The 19482-nt window shown below is 40.1% G+C and carries 17 protein-coding genes and 1 pseudogene; 5 read left to right on the top strand and 13 right to left on the bottom strand.

Features of this window, described 5'->3' with window-relative positions:
• Positions 1 to 373 precede the first annotated feature (373 nt).
• Positions 374 to 454: pseudogene (locus tag EP737_RS26175) on the bottom strand (YjcZ family sporulation protein); the annotation flags it as partial.
• A gap of 543 nt (positions 455 to 997) precedes the next feature.
• On the opposite strand from EP737_RS26175, the gene EP737_RS03385 reads away from it, so the two are divergent.
• On the top strand, positions 998 to 1705 hold the full coding sequence (locus tag EP737_RS03385) for a DUF4397 domain-containing protein (protein ID WP_129726694.1): 708 nt from the start codon (positions 998 to 1000) through the stop codon (positions 1703 to 1705).
• Here EP737_RS03385 and EP737_RS03390 read toward each other — a convergent pair.
• Positions 1702 to 2823 carry a histidine kinase N-terminal domain-containing protein gene (locus tag EP737_RS03390; protein WP_129726490.1) on the bottom strand — a complete coding sequence of 374 codons (1122 nt, stop codon included), beginning with the start codon at positions 2821 to 2823 and terminating at the stop codon, positions 1702 to 1704. The two genes, EP737_RS03385 and EP737_RS03390, sit on opposite strands and share 4 nt — an antisense overlap.
• A 191-nt stretch (positions 2824 to 3014) precedes the next feature.
• Here EP737_RS03390 and EP737_RS03395 point away from each other — a divergent pair, with 191 nt between their 5' ends.
• On the top strand, positions 3015 to 3416 hold the full coding sequence (locus EP737_RS03395) for a YueI family protein (protein WP_129726491.1): 402 nt from the start codon (positions 3015 to 3017) through the stop codon (positions 3414 to 3416).
• Positions 3417 to 3567: 151 nt separating this feature from the next.
• On the opposite strand, the gene EP737_RS03400 is transcribed toward EP737_RS03395, so the two are convergent.
• A complete protein-coding gene (locus EP737_RS03400) occupies positions 3568 to 4929 on the bottom strand; it encodes a hemolysin family protein (RefSeq protein ID WP_129726492.1) in 1362 nt (453 codons plus the stop codon).
• A 397-nt stretch (positions 4930 to 5326) separates the two neighbouring features.
• Between EP737_RS03400 and EP737_RS03405 the strand changes: the two genes are divergently transcribed.
• Together EP737_RS03405 and EP737_RS03410 are read left to right on the top strand one after the other, a co-directional pair.
• A complete protein-coding gene (locus EP737_RS03405; protein WP_129726493.1) occupies positions 5327 to 6493 on the top strand; it encodes a hypothetical protein in 1167 nt (388 codons plus the stop codon).
• Positions 6494 to 6872: 379 nt separating this feature from the next.
• Positions 6873 to 7547, top strand: coding sequence for a GNAT family N-acetyltransferase (locus EP737_RS03410; RefSeq protein ID WP_129726494.1), 675 nt, complete (start codon positions 6873 to 6875; stop codon positions 7545 to 7547).
• Positions 7548 to 7653: 106 nt separating this feature from the next.
• Here the strand turns inward: EP737_RS03410 and hcp are convergent, their stop codons facing one another.
• The 9 genes from hcp to asnB form a co-directional block, all read right to left on the bottom strand.
• Positions 7654 to 8940 (bottom strand): hydroxylamine reductase, encoded by a 1287-nt coding sequence (hcp, locus tag EP737_RS03415; RefSeq protein ID WP_129726495.1) that lies wholly within the window; start codon positions 8938 to 8940, stop codon positions 7654 to 7656.
• 138 nt (positions 8941 to 9078) lie between these two features.
• Positions 9079 to 9684 (bottom strand): hypothetical protein, encoded by a 606-nt coding sequence (locus EP737_RS03420; RefSeq protein ID WP_129726496.1) that lies wholly within the window; start codon positions 9682 to 9684, stop codon positions 9079 to 9081.
• A gap of 315 nt (positions 9685 to 9999) precedes the next feature.
• A complete protein-coding gene (locus EP737_RS03425; RefSeq protein ID WP_425455835.1) occupies positions 10000 to 11856 on the bottom strand; it encodes a hypothetical protein in 1857 nt (618 codons plus the stop codon).
• A complete protein-coding gene (locus EP737_RS03430; RefSeq protein ID WP_129726497.1) occupies positions 11840 to 13645 on the bottom strand; it encodes an AAA family ATPase in 1806 nt (601 codons plus the stop codon). The genes EP737_RS03425 and EP737_RS03430 overlap by 17 nt, the downstream gene beginning before the upstream one ends.
• Before the next feature lie 146 nt (positions 13646 to 13791).
• Positions 13792 to 14055, bottom strand: a complete 264-nt coding sequence (locus tag EP737_RS03435; protein ID WP_129726498.1) for a LemA domain protein — start codon at positions 14053 to 14055, stop codon at positions 13792 to 13794.
• 433 nt (positions 14056 to 14488) lie between these two features.
• Entirely contained in the window at positions 14489 to 14803 is a 315-nt protein-coding gene (locus EP737_RS03440) for a hypothetical protein (protein WP_205650869.1), read from the bottom strand.
• A gap of 18 nt (positions 14804 to 14821) precedes the next feature.
• On the bottom strand, positions 14822 to 15313 hold the full coding sequence (locus tag EP737_RS03445; RefSeq protein WP_165350688.1) for a GNAT family N-acetyltransferase: 492 nt from the start codon (positions 15311 to 15313) through the stop codon (positions 14822 to 14824).
• A gap of 13 nt (positions 15314 to 15326) precedes the next feature.
• Positions 15327 to 15797, bottom strand: a complete 471-nt coding sequence (locus EP737_RS03450) for a GNAT family N-acetyltransferase (protein WP_129726500.1) — start codon at positions 15795 to 15797, stop codon at positions 15327 to 15329.
• A gap of 215 nt (positions 15798 to 16012) precedes the next feature.
• A complete protein-coding gene (gene asnB, locus EP737_RS03455) occupies positions 16013 to 17914 on the bottom strand; it encodes an asparagine synthase (glutamine-hydrolyzing) (RefSeq protein WP_129726501.1) in 1902 nt (633 codons plus the stop codon).
• 195 nt (positions 17915 to 18109) lie between these two features.
• Here asnB and EP737_RS03460 point away from each other — a divergent pair, with 195 nt between their 5' ends.
• On the top strand, positions 18110 to 18574 hold the full coding sequence (locus EP737_RS03460; RefSeq protein ID WP_129726502.1) for an Hsp20/alpha crystallin family protein: 465 nt from the start codon (positions 18110 to 18112) through the stop codon (positions 18572 to 18574).
• Between the two features lie 285 nt (positions 18575 to 18859).
• Here the strand turns inward: EP737_RS03460 and EP737_RS03465 are convergent, their stop codons facing one another.
• Positions 18860 to 19477, bottom strand: coding sequence for a HoxN/HupN/NixA family nickel/cobalt transporter (locus EP737_RS03465; RefSeq protein ID WP_129726503.1), 618 nt, complete (start codon positions 19475 to 19477; stop codon positions 18860 to 18862).
• Between the last annotated feature and the right edge of the window lie 5 nt (positions 19478 to 19482).

Here is a 19482-nt window from a genome sequence, read left to right on the forward strand (position 1 = left end):
TTAGTCACATGCAACATATTATGATACATACCTTTGAAATAAAGAAAACTCGCCGATTGGCGAGCCTGCTTTTGGGCCAAGACAGAGGCGTAGTTGCCCTTATACTTTATTCCTAAAATTTCTCGCTACGTCGAATCGGCATCCAGCTAGAAATTTATACTTTCTTAAAGTGTCAAGAAAACTCACTGATTGGCGAGCCCTGCCCTTGAGCGAAGACAGAGGACTAGTTGCCCTGATGCTTTCATTCCTAAAATTTCTCGCCGCATCGAACGATTTCCCAGCCAGAAATTTATACATTTGAGAATGTATGAAGAAAACCGATTAACATCTTGTTAATCGGTCAATAGTGGTTGACGCTCTGCTGATCAGGACATTAGCAAATCCAAGCTGCTCCAATGATAATTAAAAGGATAAACAATACAACAATTAGCGCGAAACCGTATCCGTAACCGCCTCCATAGCCGCCTCCATAGCCGCCTCCATAGCCATAACCGTAACCAGGATTACCAAAACCATAACCGTATCCGTACATAGTTTTTCACTCCTTACATCATTTTGAATTGGTTTACATTCACAAAATATGTAAAACAAGTGTAAAACGGTATGTGCATTCGCCTAGAAAAAGAAAAAATCTCTTGAAACACTAAAAAACGGCCCTGTTATGTTTATTAGTGACCGACGTTATGACTGTCATGAGCATATGACAATAGTACTTGTGTACAACTACACTTCATTCAAACAGAATTATCACGGTAATAGGAGGCAGAAGGAAGTAAATTTGCTGATAGGCGAAGACAGAGAGGCAGTTGCACTTATACTGTATTCCTAAAATTTCCAACTACATCGAATTGGCTTCCGGCTGGAAATTTATACTTTCCTACAGTGGGACCCAAAATGAGCATAAGCCTCATCCTTCTCGGCATATAGTGTAGAGATAAACTAGGAGGTGAAAAGGTTGCTTTCATCAGCAGCAGATATACATGCATCGAAAGCATGGATGTATGACCAACTTGCTAAGTATTACAAGTACTCTCATCCACAAAAACATATAGAGTTTTACATGAAGCATTACGAAGAAGTCCAAAAATTCATAGCTATGTATCAGCAGGGACGATCCCAAAGCATGCAGCCCGCACAAATTCGTATTCTGCATGCTTCGCCGAATACTCCCGCAGTCGACATATACGTAAACGGTCAACGTATTGTCCAAAACATAACTTTTAAACAGCACAGTAACTATGTTTCACTTCCACAAGGTCAATATCGGATTGATGTGTATCCAACCAACACACAATCGGCTCCTTTATTTTCGGCTATTGTTCCTGCCATGGGGGGATATATCTACACAATCGCAGCCGCTGGTGATATCGCTAAGCTGCAGCTTCTATCTTTTGCTGATGGCACATATCTACCGTACGGAAAGGCAAAAATCCGGTTCACCCATCTTTCACCAGATGCGCCAGCAATAGATCTCGCAATGAAAGACAGCGATATCCTGTTCGCAAATGTTCCGTTCAAACAAGCAACAGAATTCCTTGAGGTAAGCCCTGGCGGTGCTGATTTGGATGTACATGTGGCGGGAATGAAAAATGTTATTTTATCGCTGCCTGATGTAAAAGTGGAGGCCAACAAAATCTATAACATATATGCAATCGGTTTCACCAATAAAGAGCCAAAACTGGAGGCGTTGTTTTTAACAAACTAACGTTCCTCCAGCACATTTTTCTTAAATACAATAATAAACTTTGTCCAATCCTCTATTGATTCGCATTGCACTGAACCGTTATGTTTCTCCACAATCTGTTTACAAACGAATAATCCAATGCCTGTACCAAGCTGTTTCGTTGTGACAAACGGTTCAAAAATCGTTTCGAGCTTGTCGGCAGGAATCCTAGGCCCATTATTTTGAATCAAAATATGAACATCGTCTTTGGTTTGCGAAACATCAATGATAATTTGTCTTTTCCCTGAAACCGTCTGTAGGGCATCAATCGAATTCATAAGGATGTTCAAAAAAACTTGGCGAATCTCACTCCGATGTCCATAGAAAGGAACTGAATCTTCTATATTTTCTTCAATAGAGACATTCGCATTTACGAGACTCGGATAGAGGAAATGGATTGTATCATGAAACAAATCATTCAACAAGAAATCCGTTTTTTCATCCCACATTTCTTTGCGCGAAACGAGCAGAAACTGCGAAATCCGAAAATTCAGCTGATCTAGTTCATGAGAAATAATATCTAAATATGGCAGTTCCGGATTATCTGCGCGTAATAACTTTACAAATCCCATAATCGAGGTAAGCGGATTTCGAAACTCATGTACAAAGCTTGCTGACATCTGCCCTAGTATTGTAAGTCTTTCCTTATGGGTTTCCTTAATAAAATGTTGTTTCTCTTCCAGATTTTTCCCTATAATTTCAGAATATATAAGCACTGTATAATAAATAAGATAGTCAAAACAAAGATGAATTTTCGAAGCGATCGGCTGCAGTTCGAAAGCCTTCACATCCATTTTAAACATTGCTTCAAACAGTTCATGGCGACCTAAGTTTGTATTATATACGAAGTTTCCTATATTTTCGCCAGTCTGCGCCCGTTCCGCCGCAATCTTTCTACATATTGCATGAATATCCTCAATTTGCTTTTCTTCTGTTATAAGAGCAATAATGAGGGACATAACTTGATCCCCATTGGTAAGAATCTCTTTTTTGAAGGGATCATTTTGTGATACAATAATTTTCCTGTTCCAATTCTCTATAATTGTATCTTTATTTTCTACCAAGTATGTACAAAATTGCTGCTCAGCATAGCTCTTAATTGTAAAACCCCCTTCTCAAAAGAAAAAACGACTGTATATTCTGAATAGTATCATAAAAATAACAGTTCGTTAATACCTCTGTCATCTCTAAGTAAAGTTTAACATTATCTTATTAATACAAATATGTACATAAATAGAGTCATTCCTGTTCACCATATAAAAGTATTTATAATTAAGGAGGGGGAAGCATAATGACTCCCAAAAGTGTTGATGATTATATACAAGAAGGAATCTATGGAGCAAAAGAAATCCATCGAGAAGAACGAGGTGTATTTTTAAGTACGTTTCGGGAACGAGTTGAACTGGCTCTCACAATCGGGCAAGTAATAGCTCCCAATATATACCCACAAGTAGAAAATGTCTTAAAGGTCCAGGCTCAGGCTGGTTTAGAAATGCTTCTCAATGGCACCATTGCTTACCCTCATCTCTCTAAATACATCAAGCTGGCAGATCAGTATAAAACGCCCTTTACGATTGTGCAAAATGAAGAAAAAGAAACCTCAATAGGCTTATTACTTGCTCATAAGACAGCTGTAGATAGGGACGAAATTTTTATACGAGATGAGATGTTCCAGCGAGAAATGGAGCATTAGCTCCTTTTCAATGGTATAACTAAAGTAATATAGATCTTCATAAATACAGAAGCGTGGTTGCACTTTGTTGCTAAAGTTTCTTACTACGTCGAACTTGCTTCTAGCTCGAAATTGATACTTTCCTACCATGGAAAAGAAAAACCTCTGTTTGTCACAGAGGCGATGAACCCATTTGTCCAATCAATTTTACAGCCTGCGGTTGCTGAGGACAAAACGTGGATGGCTGCTTTGTAATTTCTATTTTTTTAATAGAATGGCCATCCATTTGCAGCACACAGAATGTATACATATCAATCTGAACACTATCACCCTGCCTAATATTAAAGTATTCAGTCAAAATCCAGCCGCCGATTGTATCTACATCACTGTCATTAATAGCAAGACCAAATAAACCATTTACTTCTGTCACAAGCACTTTTCCTTCCACAATAGTCCGATAATCATTAATATGCTGAATGTCTGGCTGTTCATCCGTATCAAATTCATCTTGGATTTCCCCGACAATTTCTTCAAGTATATCTTCAATTGTTACCAGTCCAGATGTACCGCCGTATTCATCGACAAGAATAGCCATATGCGTTCTTTCTTTTTGCATCTTTAGAAATAAATCGTGAATGGGAATGGATTCAATCACCTGAATAATTGGTCGAACGTATTGCTGCACATTCCTCTCCTCTTCATTGTTTCTCCTGGGGAAATCCGTAAATACATCCTTAAAGTTAATCATTCCGACGATATGATCCTTATCACCGTCAATAATCGGATACCGTGTGTATTTTTCAACCGCCATCGTTATCATCACACTCTTAAGCGGCTGCCCTTTTTCAATGGTCACCATCTCCGTACGCGGCACCATAATTTCCTTTGCAAGACGATCATCAAATTCAAATATCTTATTTACATACTTATATTCCGACTGATTAATCTCTCCATTCCTATAACTTTCAGAAACAAGCATTCTTAATTCTTCCTCAGAATGTGCCCCTTCATTCTCGGCATCTGGATTTAAGCCAAACAAATGGGCAATACATTGTACCGACCGATTTAATAGCCAAATAAAAGGATATACAAGTTGGTAAAATAGTATGAGCGGCTTTGCTACTGCCAAGGTAATGGCTTCAGCTTTTTGAGTCGCAAATATTTTCGGTGCCATTTCTCCTACTACAACATGCAAAAAGGTAATAATCGCGAAAGATAGACATACTGACAATATGGAGATGAATGAGGGAGGCACCTCGAATTTTGCAAAAATGGGCTCAAACAGCCTCTTCACAGTGGATTCTCCTAACCATCCAAGCCCCAAGGCACTTGCGGTAATACCTAATTGACAAACAGATAAATACTTATCCAAATTTGATCGTACTGTTTTTGCAGCCAGAGCCCGTTTATTTCCCTCTGCTGCTAAAAAGTCAATACGAGAGCCCTTTGCTTTCACAAGAGCAAATTCGGATGCGACAAAAAAGGCAGTACCAGCAATTAAAACCGCAAGCATACTTATATTTAATATGTCCAAATACGTTTTCCTCACTTATCTTTGTAAGTAAGGAAGCCACCTCCTACAAATTTATTTATAGGAAAACATAATAAAGGAAAGAAAACTTGCTTCTACAGAGCTCATATGGTGCACAATCTCTATTTTGATGTTTATACACTATATGCAGGAATACATACAGATATTTACTTTTCATCATACCGAAAATCACATGCTTCGTCCAATAAAGAAGAATTAAATTTTCTTGCTATGCCAACATCACATTTCGCCATTTCTCTACATTCACTACACTATCCTCACGTCTTTTAGTCCTTTTTTTCTTTCTTTGCCGATTCAACACTTCTTTTGTCACACAGGAAGGGAAGGTGTGATTTCCAGCGAAAACAACTATAACAAGAAAATCAAGGAGGATGTTAAGATGGAATATAAAACTCCGATGATTGCAGAGAAGATGGGTGTCAGTACGAAGGTTGTAATGCGAATTGTTCAACAATTGAATTTGGAAATAAAAAAAAATAAATTTGGCCATTACGTGTTCAATGAAGAAGACGTACAAACAATTATGGCGAACTACTCTTCTTCTCAGGAAACAGCAGCAACAGTTAGCCTTCCTCGAGAAAACAAGGTTTCCTCCAGTACGATAGAGGAGCCCCATTCTGTAAAGACACAGGGAGATCCCTCCAGTACGATAGAGGAGCCCCATTCTGTAAAGACACAGGGAGATCCCTCCAGCACGATAGAGGAGCCCCATTCCGTAAAGACACAGGGAGATTCCTCCAGCACGATAGAGGAGCCCCATTCCGTAAAGACACAGGGAAATTCCTCCAGCACGATAGAGGAGCCCCATTCCGTAAAGACACAGGGAAATTCCTCCAGCACGATAGAGGAGCCCCATTCCGTAAAGACACAGGGAAATTCCTCCAGCACGATAGAGGAGCCCCATTCCGTAAAGACACAGGGAAATTCCTCCAGCACGATAGAGGAGCCCCATTCCGTAAAGACACAGGGAAATTCCTCCAGCACGATAGAGGAGCCCCATTCCGTAAAGACACAGGGAAATTCCTCCAGCACGATAGAGGAGCCCCATTCCGTAAAGACACAGGGAAATTCCTCCAGCACGATAGAGGAGCCCCATTCCGTAAAGACACAGGGAAATTCCTCCAGCACGATAGAGGAGCCCCATTCCGTAAAGACACAGGGAAATTCCTCCAGCACGATAGAGGAGCCCCATTCCGTAAAGACACAGGGAAATTCCTCCAGCACGATAGAGGAGCCCCATTCCGTAAAGACACAGGGAAGTTCCCCCGCGACGGATTCCTTTCACGTTTTGCAAAAGCAAGTAGATGATATAGAATACCGTCTCCTTCAAAATGAAGATCGATTACGCCAAAAGGCTGACGGCGTTGTACAATATCAGCTGCTGCAGCACCGAAATGACATTGAGGAACTCCAAAAGAAAGTAGAAAGTCTCGAGGCTGCGTTGCAGCAGCTAGAAAGACGAAAACAGCCTCTGGCTGTTGTACCTGATTATTCCGCTACTAAACCAAAGCGACGAAGCATAATTTTTAGCATATTTGGATTATAGAGATTCTAGGTGCAGCTCAATGGAAAGATTGACTCCCCTCTTTCTTCCTTGTGCAAGCACCTTTTTTATTTCGTTACATGAAATTTAATCCATCTCATTTGCATCCTTCTTTGCACTTGGTACAATAGATATATACCTTTGAATACAGAAAACTCGCCGATTGGCAACCCCTGCCCTTGGGCGAAGACAGGGGTGTAGCTGCCCTTACACTGTACTCCTAAAATTTCCAGATATATCGAATGGTCTTCCAGCTAAGAATTTATATTTTCTCAAAGTGTAAGATTAGAATTTGCTTTAGCAAATTCACACTAAGAACCAACTCTATTAGAAAGACCAGCTCCACAAATGCTAGGTTAGCCAAAAAAGGATAGGTGAGATAATGTACCGAAAACAATTTTATCTTCCAAGCGAGGACGGATTTGTACAAGCAGTGATTCGAAACTACACAAAAGAAGATTTTGACGAGCTGATCGCCATTCAAAGCGAGAGCTTTCCGCCGCCTTTTCCGCCTGAATTATGGTGGAACAAAGAGCAGCTAACAGAGCATGTCACACGCTTCCCTCAGGGTGCACTTTGTGTGGAAATAAACGGTACACTTGCAGGCTCTATGACAGGACTTATTGTGGAGCTAGATCGATATGACACTCATCACACATGGGCGGAAATTACTGATAACGGCTATATCCGCAATCATAACCAAAATGGAAACACGCTTTATGTAGTGGATATTTGCATTCGTCCGTCTTTCCGCAAACTCAAGCTCGGAAAACATCTTATGCAAGCAATGTATGATGTTGTATTACATCTGAATTTAGAACGTCTTGCAGGGGGCGGCCGCATGCCAGGCTATCATACAGTCGCAAGCCAATTAACACCCGAACAATATTTACAGCGAGTTGTCACAGGAACGTTATACGATCCTGTTATTACATTTTTGCTCCACTGTGGTCGCACTCCGGTCGGCATAGCACAAAACTATCTTGAAGATGAAGAATCACAGAATTATGGGGTCATTATGGAATGGAGAAATCCGTTTTTACCTACTAAAAACTAACTGTCTGGAAAAAATCTATAAGTACCCTAAAAATGATACAGCTTCGCTCACAATATAACCCATAAGAGCATAAAAGAAAGTCCCCAGATTTTCCGGGGACTTTCTTTTATGCTAACATAGCAGCCATATCTTCTGCTGCTGTTGTAATAAGCTGTAGGTTAAAAGATTCCTGCAAAACCTCTAGTACCCCTGGAGAAATAAACTCTGGCGCTTTCGGTCCAATACGGATATCTTGAATCCCAAGACTAAATAAACCGAGTAAAATCGCTACTGCTTTTTGCTCAAACCATGATAGAACAATACTAACAGGAAGATCATTTACTTCGCATTCAAATGCCTGAGCCAAAGCCGCAGCAATCTTGATTGTTGAAACCGAGTTATTACACTGTCCTAAATCAATGTAACGCGGAATGTTTGTTCCTGGTACAACGCCGTAATCCATATCATTAAAACGGAATTTCCCACATGATGTTGTTAAAATAACAGCTTCTGGAGGAAGTGATGTCGCAAGCTCACGATAGTATTCTCCCCCCTTGCCAGGAGCGTCACAGCCTGCAATTACGAAGAAACGATGAATCTCCCCTGTCTTTACTGCCTCTATAATCTCAGGAGCAATGGACAACACTGTTTCATGGTGGAAGCCTGTAAATAGTTTCTCCTCTGATTCCATGTTTGCCTCTGGCAATTCCAATGCTTTTTCAATCAACGGCGTGAAATCATCATTTTCGATTTTGCGTACGCCTTCTAATCCTGCTAAATCATAAGAAAAGAAACGGTCTGCATATGTCCCCTTAATTGGCATTACGCAATTTGTTGTTGCTAAAATAGCACCTGGGAATTTCTCAAACAAACGGCGCTGATCATACCATGCCTTACCGATATTTCCCTTTAAATGTGCATACTTTCTTAATTGCGGATACCCATGTGCCGGGAGCATTTCAGAATGCGTATAAATATTAATTCCTTTACCTTCTGTTTGTTTTAACAACTCCTCTAACGCGAACAAGTTATGCCCGGTCACAACGATCGCTTTTCCTTCAACCTTGTTTTGTGTAATTTTTACCGGTTCAGGAATACCAAACCGATCCGTATGAGCTTTATCAAGCAATTCCATCACCCGAATTGCCGATTGTCCGACCTTCATCGCCATGTCAATATGCTCTTGTTCATTGAAGTTAGAATTAGTAAGTGTCATATATAAAGCTTCATGCGTTGTTGCATCAACAAATTCATCTGTATATCCAAGCTGCGCTGCATGCGTGCGATAAGCAGCGACTCCTTTTAATCCAAATACAAGTATATCCTGTAAGCTTGCGATTGTTTCATCCTTACCACAAACTCCGATTACTTTGCAGCCGCCTGTTGGCGTTTGTTCACATTGATGACAAAACATAGTTCCAGCTCCTCCCTGTTCATCCTTACACCTTTAGGATATAGGAAAGAAGCTCAAGAAACTGTGATAAGAATCACAGGAATCTATGTGATCTCGTTACAAATAAGTGAACAATGTCTGTATTTCTGAAATCAACGCTCAATATGTCAGCATAATCCTTTTTTCATTTTCCTGTATGAGCTGCTGCGCTTGCGGTGTCGCATGAATCACATCGCGAAACTCCTTCAAGGAATATAAATACTTCATTCCTTGCCAAGCATGCAGGCGGATAGGAACACCCACTAATGTTTCATGAAACAGAAATGGTTCATCGATCGGTTCCATTTGAAAACCAAGTGAACGTAAATACATATACATCCGTTTTGTAACAACTGCAATATACCAATCTACCTTCTGTTCAAGCGCATGAATAAATAAAATAACTGCAAGTCGCTTAAAATGGCCCATTCCGCGAAAATGCTTGGAAATGCTTAATTTTCCAATCTCAAATACTCTTTTTTTATTCAATTCTGTAATAAGTCTATTTTGAGAAAATGGATAGAAAAACTCAGCATTAGACTCTTCGGGCTTTTGATAAGGAGCGCATTCTACCGTACCTATATAGCGCTCCCCTTCACCGATAAGCAGATAGCGTGATGGGTTTAAATTTCGTTCAACAAACATCAAATCGCGTTCTTCACAAAAATCTCCCCATAATTGCTCAAACACAAAATGCTCCCTTTTCGTTCGAACATGCAGAAACATATTTTCCCACCTTTCTCTTCTTTATATTATCTATGCCTTATATTCCTTCCATATTTATCCTTGCTAACGTTCTCATTATTTATCCTATATGATGTAAACTATAAACTGCAATAAAAAGGCTCTTTATTTTACAAAAACTACAATTCTATTATTGATGATTTTTACTTCCGAATATGTATGAAGAAAAGCGGACAGGGCCCGCCTTTTATGATAGCGTAGGGGTGAGCCAGAGTAAAAGGCGCCTTTGGCCTTTTGCGGAGGTCCAGCCCTACGCTGCCATTTTGGACCTTGGGAGCTAAACATCACCCCGACGCCTTATAGCTGCAGCCACTCACGAAACAAACGAATACATTCCCCTTTTCCAACGAGAAATTCTCCCCGTTGTTTTGTTTTATGAGGATAGAATTGTAAAAATACACCACAGCCAGCTTCAATTTTTTTTGCGTGTACTTGGCTGCCTGGATATACACATACAACTTCATAAATCGCACGTCGCTGAAAGATACGTTTCCCATTCTGCTCTTCTACATACTTTATTGACCAGTATTTATACATTTGCTCTGTGGCCTTTGTGTTTCCGACAGGTTGAAAAATGTTATACATCGGACTGTATTTGACTTCCACAATAACAGAAGATTGATACCGCTTAATACCATGATCTGTTCTATAATAATCAATACGGATATCTGGCTTTTTTGTATCTTCTCCATTGTAGAAGTGACTTCCCTTACTTAAAGCAACGATTGGATGCGTCTCAATTAGCTCATTAAAAACAATATGAAGCGCTGCATCCCCTCGCTCCAGCACTACAGTTGTTCCGTCCTGAAGGCCATCAAGGTAAAAATACGATTGAATCTGCTCACGGACAGGAACAATAGGCCGAAATCCGATTTCCTCCAAAATAGAGATAACAGCAAAATATGAATAGTACTCATATATAAGAAATGTCGGTTTATGCACAAATAAAAAGGCTGGCTCGTTCATGTGGGTGCTGCTTTTCCGATAGGATGTTTCTAAAATTTTTAATAACTGACGCCGGGGAGGTGTTAAAGTATTTGGCAATCTTACATTCCCTTCATCAGAAATACTACCCCAAAAACGAGAATGAAGGAAAGCCGACAGATCACGGTGCATCCCCCGAACAATCTCATGTAACACCTTGTACTCTTGACGCTTCATCAACGCTTTTCTCAGATCAGTATCCTTTAAAAGATTCATATTCCGGTACTTTTGCTTATCACGATCTGTGACAGAACCATTTTTTTCAATTGTCTGCAAAATAGTTTGAATCGCCTGTTTTTCCCGTTTACTGCTCTCCTCCAACCTCTCGAGTTTGTCTAAATGATCATTCAAAAAGCGGAGGAGCTGATAAATAAGCTGTTCGAATTCCTTGAGCTTTCTCTTCATATAGCGATTTGATGCGCTATTATAATCTTCAAAAAACCGCACGTTGCAGCTTTTCATTGCTCCTCGTTCTGCAAGCAAAGCATTTTTTCGAGCAGTATGCTTTGTTTGTTTGCGTATACGCTGCTCCGTTCGATATCCCTTCCCATACTGTACTTCGTGTTCAATCTGTGCACACAGCTGCTTAACTCGCACTGTGTGCTGAGAAAGCCAGCGTATTGTTTGCATATAAGAGTGGTCCTCTAGTTCTGCAAACGAAGAAAATGTTTTTTTATAATGTCCGCGATCCACAATCAGGCTGCTCACAATAGACATGACCTTCTCCTGAATAAGCTGCATGCCATCGTTGGAAAAATTTTTAGGTGTAATACGAAAAGCTCCATAATAACATGCTTCCGCAACCATCACTTCAAAATGATACATACCGCAACGCCATGGATATAGATAGTCGGTCTTTCCATGTTCATAAATTAAAACAGTCGCTTTTTCAGGGCCGAGCTCATATTTCCATTCCTTTTCTCCTTTTTTCCCCTCATATACTTTATTCCAAGTAAACGTAACCTTTTCTGTGCTATTTTGGATAGAGAGACGAATCGGCTTTAGCTCTTGTACGTCATAAATACACTGCGAAATAAAACGCGGTGATTCACAAAGTCGATCGAGAAAAATAACATCTCCTTTTTCTCCTCCCCCTACCATAAGCTGCAGAACAAACGAAAGCTTTTCACCACTATCAATAATATCTGTTCCGCTATCGAACATACCCATACAGCTCCAGCTCTCTCGCTTTTTCTTTTAAAAAAGATATACTATGAGTAAATGCTGATACTTCCTTTGCAAGCGGAGATTGCAAAAGTAAAAAAAGGGAATTCCCTTTCCTGCCATCCTCTGCAAGAAGCGAACCGATTACAGCTTCCATGCCACGCAACTTCGTAAAAATACGCTGCTTCAGCTGTAAATCAAATGCCTCTTCTCTGCTCATGAGAAGGGCTCCATCTTCATCCCGTGGAATGTTAGCTATATAATTTGCAATTGCTGCCGCAACACGAAACGAGACCCCTTTCGATGGGTCATGTACTTGCAATGCAGCATGCAAAGCATCAAGAATTTCAAGCTCCTCCTCAGAAAATACAGAAAATGCATCTTCTTCCTGCTTCCATTGCTTACAATACTCTAATGCCGAAACAGAAAGCTTGCATCTCTTTGCCAGCGATTGTTCCCGCATCAGAGCAGCCTCTCGAAAAGGCAACTTTCGAAAAGTTACAATAGGGGTACGATCAAGAAGCCGATCCGATAATTCCTTCGTCGTTTCGTCAAAATTAATGGTACCGATAAACAGAAGATTTGAACCAATTTTTATAGATGATGGAATTTCTCCCTTTTGCTCCCCTTCATATAAAGAAAGCAATCGTTCCTCTTCCCGCAGTTCTAACAATGATAGAAATGGAGTAAACCAATGTTCAATATGTGACATATTCATCTCATCAAAAACAATCATATATAGCCTCTCAGGATTTTTTTGCGCTTCTAACAGCTTGCTCACTAACCCTGTATCACTCTCCATATATGTCCCGTTCGGATGAAGATACCCAAGCAAATCTTGCGGTTCTTGAAAAGAAGAAGAGACCGGAATCCAAAGCAGCTCTTTCCCGTATTGCAAACCAAGCGCTTCTGCATACAGCTTCACAATTTGCGATTTTCCAATTCCTGACATACCTGCAACAATTGTAATAGGACTGGTTTTTAAACAAATATGGAGATTATATAAATCAGTTTCCTCCATATATAGCTTCCTTTGCAGAGCCTGCGTTTTAACATGCTGCAAAAATGTTATTTCCCGCTTATTCCCTTGCTCCTTCGCCTTAGTTGGAGCAGAATCCGGTTCAACCAATTTTCCTCCCTTTTCTGCAAGCTGTCTTTTTAGCGTATTATATGTTTGTTCACTTATAAAATATAAGTGATCCCCAACAGAAATGTCATTTTCACTTGGCCAATCGATTACATCACAATATACTACCTCCCGTCTTTGTTCAGAATACATAATAGAACTGACTGATGGCTTTAAAGATAAATTTCCATATAACCGACCTTCATAAAGTAAAAATTCAGGAGCTCCAAAATCAATCGGATACTTTCTAAGTATGAGTGACACATATCCCTTTGTAAGTTTTTTTTCAAGAACTGCTCTCGTTTGATCAGATGTTAAGTAAGGAATTGGGACAATACGATACGATTCACACGGCTTTCCTGCTCTCAACTCTAGCAACTCCACATACAAAGAACCATTAGCATATCGAAGACGAAAAATAGCCACATGCTGCTTTTGCATTTCTTTTGTGAGAAGAGATAACAGTTTCTCATTGTGCCGTATAGTGGATAGTCCTTCAAACAATATACCTGGCTCTACCAATGCGTCAGAAATAACCTTGGGAATAGGTGATAAACACTTTACGAAAAAGCGAGGATTATCAGCTTCTCGCGGCATCACGATACCGACGAACACCATATGCTGCAATCGCTTCACCAGATTTGGATGAAGAGCTTGCTGGAGCTTCACGTTTTTGCCCTCCTTTTTCAATGCTTTTATCATTGTATGAAGGCTTTTCAAAAACTAGAAGGGAACTCCGCATACTCATGCATGTCATCCTTTCAACCTTAAAGTTTCCATTACTAAAATAAAAACACCTGACTTGTAATCAGGTGTTAGGCAAACTCTTTTATGTTCTTATGCTGCTTTTCTTTCTCCATTGCATTACGCACAATGCACATTTTGGTCACGGTATAACGAAGAGTATCCTCAATGTTGTCATCTTCGTTCAACTGGATTTTGGCGAGAGCCGCCACCGTATTAGCAAGATGCTCTACCGAATGACGCATTTGCGTATTTTGATTAAAAAACGCTTCCTGCAGCAATGTTTCCACAATCTCTTGCGCTAAATCTTGGATACGACGCAATTTCTCCTCCATATCTCCAACCTCCCGACCAAATGTAGATAAACTAAATCGACTCAAAAATTATTCTACTTAATATAGTACTATTCTGCTATGTTATTTATATTCCTGCCGTACTGAGTGCAATTTTTACGATAAATTAAGAAAAGCGGACAAGGCCCGCCTTTTATGGCAGCGTAGGGGTGGCGGTGCTTTTTGCCTTTTGCGAAGGTTCAGCCCGGAGTCTGCCATTTTGGTCCTTGGGAGCTAGACATCACCCCGAAAGGTTATACTTTCTGGCACGAACATTCGCTGATTGATAAGCCCTGCCCTTGGCGAAGATGGAGGCATAGCCCTACTTTTACTGTATTCCTAACATCTCTAACTACGTCGAATTCACCTCTAACTGGAAATTTATACTTTCTTACAGTGTAAAAAAGCCGTCTGTTCTGAAAAACAGGCGGCTTATCTATTTTTTTAACCAATTTAAAATAAAAATATAAGATTGATAATGGACATGCCGGATGAAAGCCAGCAGGAGCAGCACACCAGCCGCAATCATACAGTAAAGCATTCCAAATTGGACAATAACCCGTAGACTTGGAGAAAATAAAGCTACTTTCTCGATGCCATACAGTGCTGAGAAGGTTAGAACAAGTACTGGAAGATGGGGCATTTCATAAGGTACTCCTTTTGCGCCAAGCCGCTTCATGAGTATAAACCCTATCGTTTCGCATAAAACTAAACAACTAACAGCACTTACAATCCCCCACGTAGCTGACATCATACCCCTGCCTTCGCTTTAAGATTTTAAAATAAGCTGATAAAAGAGCACATCCTGCCATTCATTGAACTTATAGCCAGCTTCGAGGAGACATCCGGCGAAGCTAAAGCCAAAATCCTCGTGAAGCTTAACGCTTATATCATTTCCTTTTGTAATACCTGCAACAATCATATGAAAGCCTTTGTCAGGTGCCAATTCAAGAATGATTTGCATAAGCGTATGAGCCACTCCCTTGCCACGCGCATCTTTATGTACATAAACGGAAATTTCAGCCGTGGATTTGTATGCTTCCTTTTCACGAAACGCAGAAAGTGAGCAATAGCCAAGCACATGTCCATTCTCCTCTGCTACAAGAAGCGGATACGTATCTCCATATTTTTGAAACCATTCGTGTCTTTCCTCTAGTGTTTGCTCTCGCAAGTCAAAAGTAGCTGTTGTATTCCGAACAGCGTCATTATAAATGTCTAAGATGCCTGGTACATCCTCTAGTACAGCGTGACGAATATTCATGATGTTTCCTCCGTTACAACAGTTGTTTTTCAAAGTAGTCTATAGCTTCCCCATTAGAGGTTTGCTGTTCCTCCAACCACACGAAGCCAAGCCCTTCCCAAAAGCGTTTCGCTTTTTTATTTTGCTTCGGGATAGCAATCTCTAGACCTGTTATCCCCTTTTCTTTGAACATATTTTCAATTAAAAAGTACGCATTTGTTCCATATCCATATCCCTGATAATCACCATGAATCATCAGCAAATTAAGCCGGACATCCCCATCCCTTTTAGAACCTTCCATATAATCGAGCAAACCAACATAAGTGTCATCTGCTTTAATAAAATATAGATCCCGCTCAGGAATAGGATGAAAAAAACGGTTTCTCAGTTCTTCATCCGTACACAAGGATCCCTTATTTTCCCATTCATTATAGGCAGGATTAGAATGAAAGATCTCCTTAATTACATCTAGATTATCTTCCGTAACGCGTTCCAGTGTGAACATATCATCTCTCCAAACGTTCTCATAATATAAATGTATTACGCGGACAAGTATTTATGAAAAAAACCTTAAAGCAAACCGCTTTAAGGTTTTTTTCTCACTTTAGGAAAGTATGAGTTTCCATTTAAAAGCGAATTTGACACAGTAGAAAGCTTTAGGAATAAAGTGTAAGTGTGACTACACCTCACCTCAGTCTTCACCAATCGGCGACCCCTTCCTTATACTCTTGCGTAAGCCTGTACAGTCGCTTCATGAAATGCTTCCGTATTATATTTACGCTCAATAAAGATTTGATGCCATACCATAAAAGTAAGAACCGTCCAAATTTTACGGCTATAGTCACCTTTACCAGCACAATGTGCTTCTAGCAATCCCAATACATATTGTTTATCAATTAGATGCTCTGTAGCGCTATCTTTTATGATAGAAACCACCCAATCATGCATCTCGTTTTTCAACCAATGACGAATCGGAACAGGGAAACCAAGCTTTTTACGTCCCAACACATGATCCGGTACAATCCCATTTACCGCCTCACGTAGAATCGCCTTCGTTGTGCCATCAGCAATTTTGAGTTCAGTTGGAATCTCCGCAGCAACAGCGAACACTTCTTTATCGAGAAACGGAACGCGAAGCTCAAGAGAATGTGCCATCGTCATTCTGTCTGCCTTTAATAAAATGTCACCACGCAGCCATGTATACATATCAATATATTGCATTTTACTTACATCATCATACATATGAATTTCATCATAAAGCGGCTTAGTAATGTCTAAATAACTAACTCCGTTATTGTAACTCTTCATCAGTTGCTGCTTCTCAGCTTCTGTGAAAATTTTGGCATTTCCGTAATAGCGTTGTTCAATTGGCGTACAGCCGCGTTCTAGGAAACTCTTCCCTTTAAAACCTTCCTGAAGAGCTCCACTTAATGCCTTAAGCACACGTTTTCCTGGCTCTGGAATGTAAGAAAACATCTTTAAAGAATTTGGTTCGCGGTAAATATTATAACCGCCAAACAATTCATCGGATCCTTCCCCCGAAAGCACAACTGTTACATGCTTACGAGCTTCCCTAGCAACAAAATACAAAGGAACAGCCGCTGGATCCGCAAGAGGATCATCCATATGCCAAATGATTTTTGGAAATTCCTTCATGTACTCTTCTGGTGTTACATTGACACTATAGTTTTTCACCTGCAGCTTTTCTGCTGTTTCCTTTGCTACATCTACTTCACTAAAGCCCTCTCGTTCAAAGCCAACCGAAAACGTTAGCAAGTTCGGATTAAATTCCTTCGCAATGGATGCGATAATAGATGAATCAATTCCCCCTGACAAAAAGGATCCAACTGGTACATCACTGCGCATATGTACTTGAACTGAATTGTACAAGACATCACGGATTTTTTGGATATGCTCATCTTTTGTCGCATGGGACGCCTTAAAGTGCGGCTTCCAATACTGATGGAAGGAAATCGGTTGTCCCGGTTTTTTTACAAAATAATGACCCGGCTCAACTTTACGAATATCCACAGTGAGCGTTTCTGGCTCAGGACCATATTGATACGTGAAATAATGCTGCAGTGACGTTGGATTTACACCCTTATCACGAAGCGCGTGTAAAATGCTCTTTTTCTCCGAAGCAAAATATACTGCATCCCCATCCTCAGCAAAATGAAGAGGCTTGATACCAAAATGGTCACGCGCACCGAAGAGTACCTGCTCTTCACGATCCCAAATCATGAATGCATACATCCCTCGCAGATACTCAACACACTTCTCCTTCATCGTTGCATACAGTGCAATGATAACCTCTGTATCACCGTGTGTAGCAAATGTCGCACCTTTTTCAAGAAGCATCTCTCGCAGCTCTAAATAATTGTAGATTTCTCCATTAAAAATAATGACATATCGCTCATTCTCATATGTTAGCGGCTGATGACTCGCTTCTAAATCAATAATGCTTAAACGCCGAAAGCCAAATTGCACATATTCATCGCGAAAATATCCTTCATCATCCGGACCGCGGTGATAAATTATCGTATTCATATTTTCAAACTGCGTAATTTCTTCGTTGGAAAGTGCTTTAGGTTTTTCGTACAAACACCCTACAAAACCGCACATAGCTCTTACCCTTCTTTCTTTCAATTTCCATTGTTTTTTTTCTGTACTGCCATATTGACCTTATTAATACTAGCATAAGAATGACAAGACTGCGAGAAAAAGTATAATAAAATCGCTTTCATTACCAAGAGATCCATCACCTTTAGGCAAATGCATCATATGATATCGCAGAGTCATTTTAAGGAGGTAATGATAATGAGCGAAAATAATAAAAATGAGCTCAACCGTTCTCAAATCAAAAATTACTTAAAACAAATTGATAACTTTTTTGAGCAGACACCTTTACGCAATATCATCGCAGAAATGAATCATTTGCTTCAAAAAGGAAATCGGCTAGTGACATTTCCTGTTGATTTGTATGAATCAGGTGATTCCCTTGTCATTCAAGCCGAACTGCCAGGCATAAACAAAAATCAAATTGTTATAGAAGTACAAGGTGATTATTTACGTATTTCCGTAAAGGACGATGTGCTAGAAGAGGAGCAAAACGATACCGATAGCTATTACCGCCGCGAACGCTCCCTCACAGAAGCTACTCGTCTCATCAAGCTGCCTTACCCTATCAACAAGAAAAATACAAAAGTGTCTTATCAAAATGGTGTTTTAGAAATCCGTGCACCGCGAGCAGCATACACAAACGACATTTTGTCCATTGACTAAATGAGTACTAAACATTTAGGAAAGAACCGAATATGTAGGACTATGATGGTGTATCCAAGTCATCAACAAAGCAAAGGCAGCCCCGCATTGTGAGGCTGCTCTTACTTTTGTTACTAGAAACTCGATCTAGAAAGTTGATTAATTTCTTGGCAGTAACATGACAGCTACACCTGCTATACAAATGCAACTCATGAGAAACCTCTCAGAAAATAGCTAATTTAAAATTCACGGCATTAAAAATGCGGAATACACCTTAAAAATCTCGATATATCAAGGCTTCCTCCTCTAAAATGCAATACTATACATGTAATATAAGCCATACAGCAAGCTAAGCGCGGATGCCATCACCGCAACGGAAGACTGCAAAGAATGACGGGAAGCTGCCCATATAAATGGTAGGCCAAGCGCTGTCGTAAATAAAAGCATGCCGGCGATTGTTCCGACTCCAAAGATTAAAATAAACTGGAACGCCTCCATTGTTGTATTTACTCTTGTTAAAGTAAGCAACACCATCGCTGCACTTCCAGCTAAGCCGTGAATTGAACCGATTGCAAACGACTTCGCATGAAAATGTTTTGTGCCTCCGTGTTCATGCACCTTTTGTTTTCTACTTAGACGAACCCCATTCACACCAAGGTATACAAGCATAATACCAACGAAAAACTCTAGAAAAGCCGCCGTTTGCTCAGAAATTTGCTGCTTTAAACCTATCACAATCATACCGACTACTAAAAGAGTTGCACTATGACCAAGACCCCAAAATATTCCTGTCATAGAGGAACGTGATAGTTTCTTTGTCCGGCTTGCGATGGTTGAAACAGCAATAATATGGTCTGGCTCAGTTGCATGCTTGATTCCTAATATAAATCCTAGTGCCAATATAGATAAAAAACTGCCACTCATACACA

This window comes from Ectobacillus funiculus (assembly GCF_004138295.1).
GTDB lineage: Bacteria > Bacillota > Bacilli > Bacillales > Bacillaceae_G > Ectobacillus > Ectobacillus funiculus.

Excerpts from the sequence above, each read along its gene's own strand:
- EP737_RS03385 (WP_129726694.1), top strand. The coding sequence starts at position 998 with ATGTATGACCAACTTGCTAAGTATTACAAGTACTCTCATCCACAAAAA.
- EP737_RS03395 (WP_129726491.1), top strand. The coding sequence starts at position 3,015 with ATGACTCCCAAAAGTGTTGATGATTATATACAAGAAGGAATCTATGGA.
- EP737_RS03405 (WP_129726493.1), top strand. The coding sequence starts at position 5,327 with ATGGAATATAAAACTCCGATGATTGCAGAGAAGATGGGTGTCAGTACG.
- EP737_RS03410 (WP_129726494.1), top strand. The coding sequence starts at position 6,873 with ATGTACCGAAAACAATTTTATCTTCCAAGCGAGGACGGATTTGTACAA.
- hcp (WP_129726495.1), bottom strand. The coding sequence starts at position 8,940 with ATGTTTTGTCATCAATGTGAACAAACGCCAACAGGCGGCTGCAAAGTA.
- EP737_RS03420 (WP_129726496.1), bottom strand. The coding sequence starts at position 9,684 with ATGTTTCTGCATGTTCGAACGAAAAGGGAGCATTTTGTGTTTGAGCAA.
- EP737_RS03425 (WP_425455835.1), bottom strand. The coding sequence starts at position 11,856 with ATGGGTATGTTCGATAGCGGAACAGATATTATTGATAGTGGTGAAAAG.
- EP737_RS03435 (WP_129726498.1), bottom strand. The coding sequence starts at position 14,055 with ATGGAGGAGAAATTGCGTCGTATCCAAGATTTAGCGCAAGAGATTGTG.
- EP737_RS03440 (WP_205650869.1), bottom strand. The coding sequence starts at position 14,803 with ATGTCAGCTACGTGGGGGATTGTAAGTGCTGTTAGTTGTTTAGTTTTA.
- EP737_RS03445 (WP_165350688.1), bottom strand. The coding sequence starts at position 15,313 with ATGAATATTCGTCACGCTGTACTAGAGGATGTACCAGGCATCTTAGAC.
- EP737_RS03450 (WP_129726500.1), bottom strand. The coding sequence starts at position 15,797 with ATGTTCACACTGGAACGCGTTACGGAAGATAATCTAGATGTAATTAAG.
- asnB (WP_129726501.1), bottom strand. The coding sequence starts at position 17,914 with ATGTGCGGTTTTGTAGGGTGTTTGTACGAAAAACCTAAAGCACTTTCC.
- EP737_RS03460 (WP_129726502.1), top strand. The coding sequence starts at position 18,110 with ATGAGCGAAAATAATAAAAATGAGCTCAACCGTTCTCAAATCAAAAAT.
- EP737_RS03465 (WP_129726503.1), bottom strand. The coding sequence starts at position 19,477 with ATGAGTGGCAGTTTTTTATCTATATTGGCACTAGGATTTATATTAGGA.